We start from the raw sequence: 13535 nt of genomic DNA, 5'->3' as shown, positions 1-13535 counted from the left end.
GGCGGCGGCGGGGCCGTGGTCCGCTGTCAGACCCCCCGCCTAGACTCGCGAGTCAGAGGGATCCGGTGCCGGAGGGCGCCGGGGACCGGGAGACGAAGCCCTGACCAGGGGCTCGGACGTGAGGGGAGGGGCCGGTGTCCGTCGTATCGCCGCCGCAGGACGCGGCTGTCGGCCGTCTGCTGCGCTGCGCGGCCGTCTTCCTTCCCGCACCGCTGCCGAGGGAGGGACGCGTCGCGTTCTGGGACCCGGAGGGGGCCCCGCTCCCCGGCCTGGTCACCGCCTCGGGCGCGGGCCTCGGCTCCGGCGCGGACGACCGGGTCTCCGAGCTCACCGTCGTGCGACGGCACGGCGATCAGGGTGCCGTCCGCCGGCAGACCGTGCCGGCCCTCGTGCTGCCCCTGGCCGACGCCGTACCCCTGCTGGCCCGTGCCCGGCACCAGCAGTCCGCCCACCCCGCCACCCGGTGCTGGGGCGCCGCCGCGCTGCACGCGCTCCATCTGGTGGCCGGCGGCCGGATGCTCCCCGGGCTGACGCCCGACGACCACGACGCCTGGCGGGCCGGACCGCGCGCCGCAGAGGACGTCGCACATCTGCGCGCGGTCGCCGCGGCCATGCCGCCCGAGGGGTACGCGGTGCCGTTCCCCGACCGCACGCCCCTCCAGGTCCCCGAGCCCGAGCCGCTCATCGCCTCCTTCCTCGACGCGGTGGCCGACACCCTGCCCCGCACCCCGGCGGCGGCGTTCGCCATGGGGGCGCCCTTTGCCGCCACGGAGGCCCAGCACCTGCCCGGCGCCCGGGAATGGGCGGTGGCGGTCGCGGCCGGGCTCGACGCGGGCGTACGGGTGTCGCTGCGCCTGGACCTCTCCGCGTACGAACTCTTCGACACGACCTACTCCGACGGCGCCCCGGACTCCGACGGCGCCCCGGATGCCGACGGTGTGACGAACTCCGACGGTGTGGCGGAGTTCGACGGCCCGCCGGATGCGGCCGACGGCACGGCCGGTCCCGGCCGCCCCGACACCGCCGCACGGCATGCCGCCGCGGCCGTCACCCAGGTGCACAGCCTCGCGGACCCGACCTACGTCGTCGACGCCGCCGCCCTCTGGAACGGCGGGGCGGGCGAGCCCTTCGGCCCGCGCGCCCGGATCGACGCCGTGCTCGCGCTGCGCCGCGCCGCCCGCGTCTGGGCCCCGCTGGAACGGCTCCTCGACCAGCCCGTCCCCGACGTACTGGCCCTCACGGAGGACGAGCTGTACGAGCTGCTGAGCGACGCCGGGGCCCGGCTCTCGGCCGCCGGGGTGAGCGTGCACTGGCCCCGGGAGCTGGCCCGCTCGCTCACCGCGGCCGCCGTGGTGCGCCCCGCGCCGGGCACCGCCACCGACGGCACGGCGTTCTTCGACGCCGAACAGCTCTTCGCCTTCAACTGGCAGCTCTCGCTGGGCGACCAGCAGCTCACCGAGGCCGAGATGGATGTGCTGGCAGAGGCACACCGGCCCGTCGTGCGGCTGCGCGACCAATGGGTCGTCGTCGACCCCGCGCTCGTGCGCAAGGCGCGCAAGCGGGAGCTCGGCCTGCTCGACCCGGTGGACGCCCTCGCCGTCGCCCTGACCGGTAGCGCCGAGGTGGACGGCGAGCAGGTCGACGCCGTGCCGGTCGGCGCGCTCGCAGCGCTCCGCAGCCGCATCGTCGACGACGACACCACGATCGCACCGCCGCCCGGCCTCGACGCGACGCTCCGCGACTACCAGCTGCGCGGTCTCGCCTGGCTCGACCGGATGACCGCGCTGGGCCTCGGTGGCTGCCTGGCCGACGACATGGGCCTCGGCAAGACGATCACCCTCATCGCCCTCCACCTGCACCGCGCCCACCCCGCGCCCACCCTGGTGGTCTGCCCCGCCTCGCTGCTGGGCAACTGGCACCGGGAGATCAACCGCTTCGCCCCCGGCGTGCCCGTGCGCCGGTTCCACGGCACGGACCGCAGCCTCGCCGACCCCGACGGCGGCTTCGTCCTCACCACGTACGGCACGATGCGCTCCAGCGCCGCCGAACTGGCCGCGCACAGCTGGGGACTGGTCGTGGCCGACGAGGCGCAGCACGTGAAGAACCCGCACTCCTCCACGGCGAAGGCGCTGCGCACCATCCCGTCCCCGGCCCGGGTCGCCCTGACCGGCACCCCCGTCGAGAACAACCTCTCCGAGCTGTGGGCGCTGCTCGACTGGACGACGCCCGGACTGCTGGGCCCCCTCAAGGCGTTCCGGGCCCGGCACGCCCGGATCGTGGAGAACACCGGCACGGCCGCCGGGATCGGCAACGACGAGGCGGTCGAGCGGCTCTCCCGGCTGGTCCGCCCGTTCCTGCTGCGCCGCAAGAAGTCGGACCCGGGCATCGCGCCCGAGCTGCCGCCCAAGACGGAGACCGACCACCCCGTCTTCCTCACCCGCGAACAGGCCACGCTCTACGAGGCGACGGTGCGCGAGACCATGGCGTACATCGAGGCGTCGGAGGGCATCGCCCGGCGCGGCCTCATCATGAAGCTGCTGGCCTCGCTCAAGCAGATCTGCAACCACCCCGCGCAGTATCTGAAGGAGGAGCCGACCCGGCTCACCGGCCGCTCCGGAAAGCTCGCCCTGCTCGACGAGCTCCTCGACACGATCCTCGCGGAGGACGGCTCCGTCCTCGTCTTCACCCAGTACGTGACGATGGCCCGGCTGCTCTCCGCACACCTCACCTCGCGGGCGATCCCCTCCCAACTCCTGCACGGCGGCACCCCGGTGGCCGAGCGGGAACGGATGGTGGACCGCTTCCAGTCCGGCGAGGTGCCGGTGTTCCTGCTCTCGCTGAAGGCGGCCGGCACCGGGCTGAACCTCACCAGGGCCGCCCACGTCATCCACTACGACCGCTGGTGGAACCCGGCCGTCGAGGAGCAGGCCACGGACCGCGCCTACCGCATCGGGCAGACCCAGCCGGTCCAGGTGCACCGGCTGATCGCGGAGGGCACGGTCGAGGACCGGATCGGTGAGATGCTGCTGGCCAAGCGGGCCCTGGCCGACGCCGTGCTCGGCGCCGGGGAGACCGCGCTGACCGAGCTCAGCGACCGCGATCTCGCCGACCTCGTCTCCCTCCGGAGGCCGTCATGAGCCCCCGCCCCGGCTCCCTTCCGCCGGCCCGCGGGGCGAGGCCCGGCGCCCGGTCCCGGCCGGGCCCCGACGACCTGCGGCGGACCTTCGAAGCGGTACCCGCGCGGACGTCCGGAGACGACGAGCCGTTCGCGGACAGCTGGTGGGGCCGGGCCTGGGTGGCGGCGCTCGAAGCCCTGTCGATGGACGCGGCGAGACTCGCCAGGGGCCGTGCGTACGCGGACGGCGGGCATGTCGCCGCGGTCACCGTCACCCCCGGCCGTGTCGTCGCCTACGTGCACGGCAGCCGGCCCCGGCCCTACCGTGCCGAACTGCGGCTGCGCACCTTCACCGACGCCGACTGGGACACCTTCCTCGACGCGGTCGCCGCCCGCCCGGACCACCTGGCCGCGCTCCTTACCAAGGAGATGCCGCACTCCCTGGTGGACACGGCGGCCGCTTCCGGGGTCGCGCTGCTCCCCGCGGCGAACGACCTGGATCCCAGCTGCTCCTGCCCCGACCACGGCTGGCCCTGCAAACACGTCTCCGCGCTCTGCTACCAGATGGCCCGGCTGCTGGACGCCGACCCGTTCGTCCTCCTGCTGCTGCGAGGCCGGGGCGAGCGCGAACTCCTGGAGGACCTGGGCCACCGCAACGCCGCGCACTCCGCACGGGAGCGCCCCGAGGCCCCCGCCATGCCCTCCGTACCGGCGAAGGACGCGCTGGCGGACCGCTTCCTGCCGCCGCTGCCCGCCCCGTTCCCGGTGGCGCCGCACCCCGGGCAGCCGCCCTCGTACCCGAGCCTGCCGGGCAGCCGGGACCCGCTCGCCCTCGACCAGCTCGCCACGGACGCGGCCGCCCGCGCCCACGCCCTGCTCACCACCGGCCGCGACCCGCTCGCCGGGCTCACCCCCTGGCAGGACGCCGTCCGGCTGGCCGCCGCCCGCCCCACCGCGGGGCTGACCGCCACCACCCGGGCCCTCTACCGCGAGCTGGCCTCCGCGACCGGCCGCAACATCACCGACCTGGCCCGCGCCGTCGCCGCCTGGCGCCAGGGCGGGGCCGAGGGGCTGGACGTCCTGGAATCGCAGTGGGACCCCCCGGCGGGCCCGTTCGACCGGGCCCGCCCGGCTCTCGCCGCCGCCGGTTTCCCGCGCTTCCAGCCCTGGCGCAACCACCTCACCCACCCCGGCGGCACGCTCCAGCTCCGCTTCGGCCACGACGGCCGCTGGTACGGCTACGAGTCGGACCCGGGACAGGACGAGTGGTGGCCGCGCGCCGCACCGGACACCGACCCGGTGGGCGCGCTCCTGGAGCTCAGCGGCGGCTGACCGCTCAGCCCCGTCAGGAGGAGCATCAGCACGTCAGCAGGAGCATCAGCACGTCAGGAGGAACATCAGCCCTTCAGGAGGAACAGCAGACCGATCAGCACCAGGGCGACGACCGGCAGCACGACCATCCGCGCCTTGCGGAACGACTCGTCCTCCTGCTGCGCCAGTCCGCGGTCCGCGCCGTGCGCGGTGGCCAGGTGCTCCCCGGCCATGTCGATGATCCGCTCCGTGGTCAGGAGCGACGGACGCCAGTCGCAGTGGGCGCACACCAGGAAGTCGCGGTACGGGTCGTACCGGAAGTCCCGCTCGATGTTGACCGTGAAGACCTGCCCCTGCCCGGTCGTGGCGGTGAAATGACGTATCGCGGCGCCCATGCGGCCTGCCCCCTGCTGAGATCGGTATCCGGTGCCCTGCCCAAAAAGCGTTGGTGTGGCGGGTGTTGATGTTGCTAGCTTCCTGGGTGTGGCGAAACTCAATCAGATCATCGCAGTGGAGAAGGGCGTCAAGTCCAAGGCTCACCAGGACCTGACGGCGGCGCATCACGGCCTCCAGAAGGCCGGTCTGCTGGCCGGGATCTCCCGGACGTACCAGCCGAAGGACGAGGAGGGCGAGCAACTGCCGCCCGAGTCGACGCCGGTGCAGATCAAGGCCGAGGACGTGCTGCGCCAGACGGCGACGACCCTCACCCGGCTGTTCGACGTGACCGCCACCAAGGACTGGGCGAACTGCGCCGCCCGCGCCGACATCTCGGTCGACGGCCGGGTGCTGGTGCCCGGTGTGCCGGTCTCGTATCTGCTCTTCCTGGAGAAGCAGCTCACCGACATCACCACCTTCATCCGCAAGCTGCCGGTGCTCGAAGCCTCGGAGGCCTGGGCCCAGGACCCGTCCACCGACTCCTGGAAGACCGAGCCGGTGCGGACCCTGCGGACCAAGAAGGTGCCCCGCAACCATGTGAAGGCGGAGGCCACCGAGAAGCACCCGGCGCAGGTCGAGGTGTACTACGAGGACGTCCCGGTCGGCTACTGGACGACCGTGAAGTTCTCCGGGGCGCTGCCCGCGCGGCGGATCAACGAGCTGACCGACCGGATCGAGAAGCTCCAGCAGGCCGTCAAGTTCGCCCGCGAGGAGGCCAACGGCGTGGACGTCACGGACCAGCGGGTGGGTGATGCGGTATTCGGTTACCTCTTCGGGTGACCGACCAAGGAATCCCCGGCGGCGGTCGAAGCCGCTGGGGTGCGCGAGGAGCGCAAAGCTGAAACTGAAGTTTGTCGTGACGACGCGGTTACGGTGGAGGTTCGAGTCCTCCCCCCGGCACTTCCGCAGCTCCTGCGGATGCGGGCCGGGGTGGCCCAACTGGCAGAGGCAGACCGCGATCAATCTCAGACTCTTGCTCCAGACTCAGCATGCGCCGCCTATCGCCGGATCGACCGGGCCCGTGCCCGTGTGCGTCGAGATGCCGGTTCGACTCCGGCCCGCGGAGCTTCGGTCCGCGGTTGTCTAAAGGCAGGACGCGACGACATAAAACTGATACGGGACCTTAAACGTGTCGGCGTGCAACACAGGCGGCATCACAGGGCTCGGGGGTCGGCTACACCCCCGGGCCCGCTCCTGTTCCGGGCCCGGCGCGTCACGCCCGCGCGGCCAGCGACACTCCGCGCCCGGCGAAGAACCGCGCGAACTCGGCCAGCGGAAGCTCCACCGCCCGGGTGTCCGCGCTGGTGCCCGACGGATTGTGGAAGTGCACGCCCCTGCCGTCGGCCGTACGCGAGGTCAGGAGCACCAGATGGCCGCCGCGCCCCGGCGCGGGCCGCCCGGGATGACGGATCGCGTAGTGCACCGACGCCATGACGGACCGGCCCGCGTCCAGCAGGGCCGGGATCTCCTCCGGCGAGAGGTGCCGGTGGACGGTGGCGTCGAGGCCGTGGCTCTCGCGTACGTAGTCGGCGAAGGGGGCGTAGACCAGGCCGTGGATCGCGCCGTCCGGGTCCTCGGTGTACGCGCCGTACCCGAGCGCTCCGTCGCGCAGCGCGAAGAGGGGCGGGGCGTCGGCGCCGAGTGCCATCCGCAGACAGGTCATGCCGCACAGGTGCCCCGCCCAGCGCGCGTACTCCGCGGGCGACTTCGCACCCGACTCCGCCCACGCGGGGTCGGAGGCCGGGTCCAGCCCGCCCTCGACGATCGGCCCGACCAGCTCGAACGAGGCGAACTGGGTGTGCACGGGGACCCGGCAGGCGGCGCAGGTGGAGCGGCTCACGATCGGTATCCGTTCATCTCCGGCGTCCGGTCCGGTCACTTCCGGCGCCCGGTCACCGCCGTATCCGGCCAGTGTCACTGCCGTGTCCGGTCAGGGTCACTGCCGGTATCCGGCCAGTGTCACTGCCGGTATCCGGTCAGGAAGCGGCCGATCCGGCTGATGGCCGCGTCGAGATCGTCAGCGTACGGGAGGGTCAGGATCCGGAAGTGGTCGGGCCGCGGCCAGTTGAAGCCGGTGCCCTGCACGACCTGGATCTTCTCCCTCAGCAGCAGGTCCAGGACGAACTTCTCGTCGTCGACGAGGGGGTGCACCTTCGGGTCGATGCGCGGGAAGGCGTACAGCGCGCCCTTCGGCTTCACGCACGACACCCCGGGGATCTCGTTCAGCTTCTCCCAGGCACGGTTGCGCTGCTCGTACAGCCTGCCGCCCGGCACCACCAGCTCCCGGATCGACTGCCGGCCGCCGAGCGCGGCCTGGATGGCGTACTGCGCCGGGGCGTTGGGGCACAGCCGCATGGAGGCGAGCATGGTCAGCCCCTCCAGATAGCTGCGCGCGTGCTGCTTGGGACCGGACACCACCATCCAGCCCGAACGGAAGCCGGCCACCCGGTACGTCTTGGACAGTCCGCTGAAGGTGAGGCAGACCAGGTCGGGGGCGAGGACCGCCACGCTGTGGTGCTCGGCGTCGTCGTACAGGATCTGGTCGTAGATCTCGTCGGCGAACACCATGAGGCCGTGCCTGCGGGCCAGATCGAGGATGGCTTCGAGGACCTCGCGCGGGTACACGGCGCCGGTCGGATTGTTCGGGTTGATGATCACGACGGCCCGGGTCCGGTCGGTGATCTTCGATGCCATGTCGGCCAGGTCGGGGTTCCAGTCCGAGGCCTCGTCGCACATGTAGTGCACGGCCCTGCCGCCGGCCAGCGTCGTCACCGCGGTCCACAGCGGGTAGTCCGGTGACGGGATCAGCACCTCGTCACCGTCCTCCAACAGGCCCTGCACGGCCATCGAGATCAGCTCCGAGACCCCGTTGCCGAGGAAGATGTCGTCCACGCCGACCTCGGTGAGCCCCATCGCCTGGTAGCGCTGCGCGACGGCCCGGCGGGCCGAGAGGATGCCGCGCGAATCGGTGTAGCCGTGGGCCTGCGGGAGCATCCGGATCATGTCCTGGACGATCTCCTCCGGCGCCTCGAAACCGAACTGCGCCGGGTTGCCCGTGTTGAGCCGGAGCACGCTGTGGCCCGCCTCCTCCAGGGCGTTGGCCTGTTCGATGACCGGGCCCCGGATCTCGTAGCAGACCTCGTTGAGCTTGCTGGACTGGCGGAATTCCATGCGGTGCCTCCCCGACCCGACTGTGATACTTGGTTTTACCAAGCTTGAGCTTGGAAAGTCCAACAACATGTCTAGACTGCGTCGCATGCCACGTGAGCAACAGCCCGCAGCCCGCCCGGCCCGCCGCCGGAGTTACGACCAGTTCTGCGCCGGCGCACGCGCCCTGGACGCCGTCGGTGACCGGTGGACCCTGCTGATCGTCCGTGAACTGCTGGCCGGCCCGCGCCGGTACACCGATCTGCACGCCGACCTGCCCGGCGTCAGCACGGACGTCCTGGCCTCCCGGCTCAAGGACATGGAGCAGGGTGGACTGGCCACCCGCCGCCGGCTGCCGCCACCCGCCGCCGCCGCGGTGTACGAACTCACCGAACGCGGCCACGGCCTGCTGCCCGTCCTCGCCGCACTCGCCGAATGGGGAGCGCCCGCCCTCGCCGAGCGCCGGCCCACGGACGCGGTCCGGGCGCACTGGTTCGCGCTGCCGCTGCTGCGCGCACTGGACGGGCCCGGCGGACCGGCCGGTGACGGCGTGCTCGACGTACAGCTGGACGAGGGCGAGTTCCACATCCGTACGGGGGTACGGGAGCCCGGCAGCGCGGTCTACGGGGACGGTCCTGCGGACCGGGCCGACGCGCGCATCGTGCTCGACGCAGAGCTCTGCCTCGCGCTCGGGCGCGGCGAGGCGACCTTCGCAGAGGCGGTCGGGGACGGGCGGATCGAGGTGTCCGGCGAAGGGCCGCTGGCCGCAGGGCTGCGGGGCGAATGACGAAGGACTGATGACGGCGGTGGCGGGACGGTTCGCCCGGCCGACTCCTGGGTAGCGTCGGGGCATTTGGGATGCCAGGGGCACCAGGTGATGCCCGGGGCACTGACGCGGAGGAGTGGCCCATGAGACGTGGCGGACAGCAGGGGCGGCCGGTCAAGGCGCTTGTCATCGGGGGCTGTGTGGCAGCGCTCTGCTTCGTGCCGTCGGCGGCCGTCGCCACTCCGGGCAGCGGTGTGAGCGGCACCGTCGTCGCGGAGGGCACATCGCCGGGCAAGCTGAAGGTGAAGACGCCGAAGGGCCGTACCGACGTCACCTTCCGGAAGATCACCGTCGAGCCCGGCGGTTCCACCGGCTGGCACACCCACCGCGGTCAGCTGATCGCGGTCGTCAAGAAGGGGACGCTGACCCGCACCCTGGACGACTGCTCGGTCGAGGTGACGCCCGCCGGAACGTCCTTCATCGAGCCGTCCGGGGCCAAGCACCGCCACATCGGGCGCAACCTGGGGACCGAGCCCGTCGTCCTCTGGGTGACCTACCTGCTGCCCGAGGGCAGCGAACTCTCCGACGACGCCGACGCCGTGGACTGCGGCGGAAAGGGCGAGGGGGAGACCGGCGGGAAGAAGTGAGGCGGGGCTGAGGCTCGCCCCGCCGTCAGCGGGCGAGCGTCTCCCCGTACGCGCCGAGGCCGCCGGTCACCAGCCCGTCCCGGAACGTCAGCACCTCGTACACCCGGCCGCCGATCTGGTTGCGGTAGTCGATCACCAGGGTGTCGACGCTCACCCGGACGTCCATCACCTCGAACTCCAGGTCGGGGATGAGCTCAAGACCGCGCGCCCAGTACGCACGCAGCTGGTCCTTGCCGCGCACGGTGCCGGAGGGGTCGCCGGTGAACCGGGCGATCATGGGAGAGCTGAACGTCACGTCCTGGTGATAGTGCGTCAGGATGCGTTCCAGGTCATGGGAGTTCCAGTCGTCCTGCCACCGCGAGGCGAACGTGCGGGCGAATTCGAGGTCCATGGGGGAGATCGTACGAGGCGGCGGCGAAAGGGGGCGGGCAGTGAGTGAAGTGGGCCCCGGGGACCTCGACCCGGCGCGCCGGGCCGCGCTGGCGCAGCGGCTCCTGGGCGCGCTCCGCTCCCACTGCGCCGGATCGAAGGCGGAACCGAGGGGGTCGCTCGCGCGGGGGACCGCCGACGCGTACAGCGATATCGACCTCCGCTGGACCGTGCCCGACGGCCGGTTCGCGGACTGCGTCGCTGCCGTCCCGGAGCTGCTCGGCGCGGTCAGGCACGTCGCCTCCCTGCGGGTCGACCCCGAGCTGGGGAACTCCCGAGGCAGGCGGCTGCTCTTCGTTGACTTCGACGGGCTGCCCCTCTTCTGGCGGCTGGATCTGGAGATCGTGGCGCTGTCCGTCGCGGACCGGCCCGGCTACGACCAGGACAACCCGGCGGCGCGCAGCGACGACTGGTCGAGGCCGGCCAGCGCGCTCGCCAACGCCGTCGCCGCCGTGAAGGCGCTGCTGCGCGGCCGGCCGGAGACCGCCAGGGGCCTGCTGGAGCGCGGCTTCGCCCGTATCAGGGTGGCGGAGACGCTCTCCGGCGACTGGTTCACCGACATCACCCGCCTCGCCGCTGCCGCCGCCGCGATCGAGCCCGCCCGTGGCCCGCTCGCCGAACGCGTCGTGCGGCTGGCGGCGGACCACCGGCCGGACCTCGGCCGGCCGGGGCCATGATGGTGACGTGCGATTCGAAGCGATCACCTGGGAACGACTGGCGGACGCCCTCGCCGCGCACGCCGACGCCCTGGAGCCGTCCGACGGCGGGCCCTGGCTCAAGGTCGCCGTCGACGGGGCCCCGGCCGCCCGGACCGGCGAGCTGGCCGAGTCGCTCGGACAGGCGCTGCGGCTGCGCGGCCGGGCCGTGCTTCCCGTGTCCACGGCGGGGTTCCTGCGGCCCGCCAGTCTGCGGTACGAGTACGGCAAACGGGACCCCGACTCGTACTACGGCAGCTGGTTCGACACCGGAGCGCTGTGGCGTGAGGTGTTCGGGCCGTTGGAGGCGGGCGGCAACGGGCGGGTGCTGCCCGATCTCTGGGACCCGGCGACGGACCGGGCCACCCGGAGCCCCTACCGGCTCCTGCCGGAGGGCGGGGTGCTCGTGGTGCACGGCCCGTTGCTGCTGGGGCACTGGTTCCCGTTCGACCTGAGCGTCCACCTGCGGCTCTCGCCGGGCGCGCTGCGGCGGCGCACGGAGGAGGCCGAGCAGTGGACGCTGCCCGCCTTCGAACGGTACGAGGACGAGGTGGCGCCCGCCGGGAGCGCGGACGCGGTCGTCCGGGCCGACGATCCGCGCCATCCCGCCTGGACGGGCCTGCGGCGGGACGCGGACGGGTAGCGGCCCTACCGCTCCTCCGGCAGCGGCGGCCGTCCGCCCACCGCCATGACGGCCCGTGCTCCCGCGAGGCATCCCGCCGCGGCGGCCGTCGCGGGGTCCTCGCCCGCCAGCAGCGCCGCGAGGAAGCCGCCGGTGAAGGCGTCGCCCGCCCCCGTGGAGTCCACCGGGTCCCGCACCGGGTCGGCCGGGACCCGGCCGGTCACCGCGCCCCCGGTGGCGAGCAGGGCGCCGTCCCGGCCCAGGGTGACGACCACCTGGCGGACCAGCAGGCTCAGCTCGGCCGCGGCGTCGGCCGGTCCGGGGAGGGCGGTGAGCAGCCGCGCCTCGTCCGCGTTGGGCAGCAGCAGATCCACCTCTCCGACGAGTTCCAGGAAGCGGTCGACGCCCAGCTCGGCCAGGAACCCCGCGGAGGCCGGGTCGACGCTCACCGGGATGTTCCGCCGCCCGGCCTCCCGCAGCGCGAGCAGAGCCGTCGCGCGGCTCCTCTCGGCGAAGAGCAGGTAGCCGGAGAGGTGGAGCCGGCCGATTCCGTCGAGCATCGACGGCGACCAGTCCTCCGGCGCGAGGCGCAGGGCCGCGCCGCTGTCCGTGAGGAAGGTGCGTTCGGCGGCGGAGTCGACCAGGGCGACGACCGTCGCGGTCGGCGCCCCGTCGTCCACGGCCAGCAGATCGCGGACGCCCGCCCGGCGCAGCCGGTCCCGGTGCCAGCCGGCGGAGTCGGCGCCGACCCGGGCCAGCAGCCGCACCTCTGGGCAGCCGGAACGCACCGCCCAGCAGGCCACGTTGGCACCGGCCCCGCCCGGCAGGGTCCGGATGCCGGCCTTCGTGTCCGTACCGTGGACCAGCGCCGTCGCGTGCCGGGCCACCACGTCCGTGACCACGTCCCCGACAACGAGGAGACCACCGGTCACCGGGCGGTCCAGGCCGTGGCGATCCGGGCGGCCAGCGCCACATTGCCGCGGACCGCCGCGAGGTTGGCCTCCAGCGAGGCACCGCCGGTCCGCCGCGTCAGCTGGTCGAGCAGATACGGCGTGACGGCCTGCCCCACGATGCCGAGCTCCCGGCACGCGTCCAGCGCCTCGGCCAGCACCCGGTCGTGCAGGGCGGGATCCAACTGCTCCTGCGGCGGTACGGGATTGGCGACGATCAGCGCCGCCCCGGGGCCGCCGAGCGCGTCCTGGGCCCGCATCACCCCGGCGACGTCCTCCGGGCTGTGCACGGTCCAGTCGACCGGCTCGCCCGAACTGCTGAGGTAGAACCCGGGGAACCGGTCGGTGCCGTAACCGAGCACCCCGACGCCGAGCGTCTCCAGCCGCTGGAGCGTGGCGGGCACGTCCAGGATCGACTTCACGCCCGCGCAGACCACGGTGATCCCGGTCCCCGCCAGCAGCCGCAGGTCCGCCGACTCGTCCTGGGTCTCGGTCCAGCCCCGGTGCACCCCGCCGAGCCCACCGGTCGCGAAGACGCGCAGGCCCGCGCGTGCGGCCAGGAACGCGGTCGCGGAGACCGTCGTCGCCCCGCTCGCGCCCGCCGCCAGCGCCGGGGCGAGGTCCCGGTGGCCGAACTTGCGCATCGCCGGGTCCTGGGCGACCCGCTCCAACTGGTCCTTGTCCAGGCCGATCCGGGCCCTCCCGTCCAGTACGGCGATGGTGGCGGGCACGGCGCCGCCGGACCGTACGAGCCCCTCCAGCTCCTCGGCCACCCGCAGATTGCGGGGGCGGGGCAGGCCGTGGGCGATGATCGTCGACTCCAGCGCGACGACGGGCCGGTGCGCGGCCAGGGCGGCCCGCACCTCGGCGGAGAGGACGGGCGCGTGCGGAGCGGGCGGCTGGGGAGCGGCGCCGGTCGGCGCAGTCTGTGACATGTCCACATCCCTGTCGCGGCAGGGATGGGCTCAAACGTTCCCCGGCGGCGGCCGTACGGGTTCCGGGCCCGGCCGCGCGCGATTACTCGCCATTGCCCACGGGGAACGAGAACGGCAATGGGAACGCCGGGCCGGACGTGCCCGCCGGGCAACGTCTTTCGGCGGGGGCGGTTCCGGCGGGAGCGAAAAGCGAATGCCCGTAATTCGCCGTGCCGATTCCGTGCGGGCACGAAGATCCGTACGGGGATCCGGGTATGAGTATCCGGCCGCGCATGAAGGTGCCGATATCCGCGAGGAATTCGGCCCTGACGAATAGGCGGCGCGACAGTCCGGGGCCGGCACTTCTGCCTGCCCTGAACTATCGCTCCTGCCGCTTACGTCTCACTAACGTCTCACTAACCTTTCGCTGACGTGACGCCCCTGGGCTGCGGATTCACGGAATCGGGTGCCGGCCGGGCTTGCCCGGTCCCGGGAATTCGGTAC

General features: G+C 73.1%; 13 protein-coding genes and 1 tRNA gene. 8 read left to right on the top strand and 6 right to left on the bottom strand.

Annotated elements, in window-relative coordinates; all coding sequences use genetic code 11:
• The first annotated feature begins 134 nt into the window (after positions 1–134).
• Entirely contained in the window at positions 135–3137 is a 3003-nt protein-coding gene (locus tag OG892_RS08900; protein WP_371628861.1) for an SNF2-related protein, read from the top strand.
• Entirely contained in the window at positions 3134–4447 is a 1314-nt protein-coding gene (locus OG892_RS08895) for an SWIM zinc finger family protein (RefSeq protein ID WP_371628860.1), read from the top strand. The genes OG892_RS08900 and OG892_RS08895 overlap by 4 nt, the downstream gene beginning before the upstream one ends.
• Before the next feature lie 65 nt (positions 4448–4512).
• Here the strand turns inward: OG892_RS08895 and OG892_RS08890 are convergent, their stop codons facing one another.
• Entirely contained in the window at positions 4513–4821 is a 309-nt protein-coding gene (locus tag OG892_RS08890) for a hypothetical protein (RefSeq protein ID WP_073735433.1), read from the bottom strand.
• An 88-nt stretch (positions 4822–4909) separates the two neighbouring features.
• Between OG892_RS08890 and OG892_RS08885 the strand changes: the two genes are divergently transcribed.
• Positions 4910–5641 (top strand): hypothetical protein, encoded by a 732-nt coding sequence (locus tag OG892_RS08885; protein ID WP_073735432.1) that lies wholly within the window; start codon positions 4910–4912, stop codon positions 5639–5641.
• Between the two features lie 33 nt (positions 5642–5674).
• A tRNA-OTHER gene (locus OG892_RS08880) sits at positions 5675–5761 on the top strand.
• Positions 5762–6074: 313 nt separating this feature from the next.
• On the opposite strand, the gene OG892_RS08875 is transcribed toward OG892_RS08880, so the two are convergent.
• Complete coding sequence (locus OG892_RS08875) at positions 6075–6701, bottom strand: peptidase (protein ID WP_371628859.1); 627 nt, start codon at positions 6699–6701, stop codon at positions 6075–6077.
• A gap of 119 nt (positions 6702–6820) precedes the next feature.
• Positions 6821–8032 carry a pyridoxal phosphate-dependent aminotransferase gene (locus tag OG892_RS08870; RefSeq protein WP_327336380.1) on the bottom strand — a complete coding sequence of 404 codons (1212 nt, stop codon included), beginning with the start codon at positions 8030–8032 and terminating at the stop codon, positions 6821–6823.
• An 85-nt stretch (positions 8033–8117) separates the two neighbouring features.
• Here OG892_RS08870 and OG892_RS08865 point away from each other — a divergent pair, with 85 nt between their 5' ends.
• Complete coding sequence (locus OG892_RS08865) at positions 8118–8795, top strand: winged helix-turn-helix transcriptional regulator (protein WP_371628858.1); 678 nt, start codon at positions 8118–8120, stop codon at positions 8793–8795.
• Between the two features lie 122 nt (positions 8796–8917).
• Positions 8918–9421, top strand: a complete 504-nt coding sequence (locus tag OG892_RS08860; protein WP_327336378.1) for a cupin domain-containing protein — start codon at positions 8918–8920, stop codon at positions 9419–9421.
• Between the two features lie 25 nt (positions 9422–9446).
• On the opposite strand, the gene OG892_RS08855 is transcribed toward OG892_RS08860, so the two are convergent.
• Positions 9447–9812, bottom strand: a complete 366-nt coding sequence (locus OG892_RS08855) for a nuclear transport factor 2 family protein (RefSeq protein WP_371628857.1) — start codon at positions 9810–9812, stop codon at positions 9447–9449.
• Positions 9813–9852: 40 nt separating this feature from the next.
• Here OG892_RS08855 and OG892_RS08850 point away from each other — a divergent pair, with 40 nt between their 5' ends.
• Both OG892_RS08850 and OG892_RS08845 read left to right on the top strand, forming a co-directional pair.
• On the top strand, positions 9853–10527 hold the full coding sequence (locus OG892_RS08850) for a hypothetical protein (RefSeq protein ID WP_371628856.1): 675 nt from the start codon (positions 9853–9855) through the stop codon (positions 10525–10527).
• A 7-nt stretch (positions 10528–10534) separates the two neighbouring features.
• Positions 10535–11188: a uridine kinase gene (locus OG892_RS08845; protein WP_371628855.1), complete on the top strand. Its 654-nt coding sequence runs from the start codon at positions 10535–10537 to the stop codon at positions 11186–11188.
• Positions 11189–11193: 5 nt separating this feature from the next.
• Here the strand turns inward: OG892_RS08845 and OG892_RS08840 are convergent, their stop codons facing one another.
• Entirely contained in the window at positions 11194–12099 is a 906-nt protein-coding gene (locus OG892_RS08840) for a carbohydrate kinase family protein (protein WP_073735426.1), read from the bottom strand.
• Positions 12096–13052 (bottom strand): pseudouridine-5'-phosphate glycosidase, encoded by a 957-nt coding sequence (locus OG892_RS08835; protein ID WP_371628854.1) that lies wholly within the window; start codon positions 13050–13052, stop codon positions 12096–12098. Before OG892_RS08835 ends, OG892_RS08840 begins: the two co-directional genes overlap by 4 nt.
• Positions 13053–13535: the final 483 nt, after the last annotated feature.

It is taken from the genome of Streptomyces sp. NBC_00341, from assembly GCF_041435055.1.
Taxonomy (GTDB): domain Bacteria; phylum Actinomycetota; class Actinomycetes; order Streptomycetales; family Streptomycetaceae; genus Streptomyces.
This window is presented reverse-complemented; position numbering and strand designations above follow the sequence as displayed.